The 342-nt window shown below is 57.6% G+C and carries 1 pseudogene; it reads left to right on the top strand.

Annotation, left to right across the window (positions count from 1 at the left end):
* Positions 1 to 100: 100 nt before the first annotated feature.
* Positions 101 to 211, top strand: a pseudogene (locus tag DW49_RS1000000134410) (IS110 family transposase); the annotation flags it as partial.
* Positions 212 to 342: the final 131 nt, after the last annotated feature.

Below are 342 nucleotides of genomic sequence, written 5' to 3'. Positions count from 1 at the left end.
GGTAATTGACGGTCTTTCGCCCGTTTTCCGTCTTCTTCGACAAGTGGATGTGCCAGTGCTGGCCGCCAGCGGTCAGTATCAAACGGCGCCAGTCGCTTTCACAGAGGATGGCTGGGCAAGACGGTGCATGAACACCAGCCATATCGAGGATCGGCTGGTGGAACTTGATCGAGCCATCAATCAGATCGCTCGCGAAGACGACCGCAGCCGTACCTGACCGGAGAAAAAACTGTCTCAGCGGAGTTGGTGGAATCCGTGCTGTCGCGGCAACTGGATGATCTGGAACCAACCCTGACGCGCCATGGCTACCGCATCAAGGATCTGGTCGAGCAGTTCGACGCC

The sequence above is a fragment of the Pseudomonas avellanae BPIC 631 genome, from assembly GCF_000444135.1.
Taxonomy (GTDB): domain Bacteria; phylum Pseudomonadota; class Gammaproteobacteria; order Pseudomonadales; family Pseudomonadaceae; genus Aquipseudomonas; species Aquipseudomonas avellanae.
Note: the sequence above shows the minus strand (reverse complement) of the source record. Positions and strands in the feature narration are given on the sequence as shown.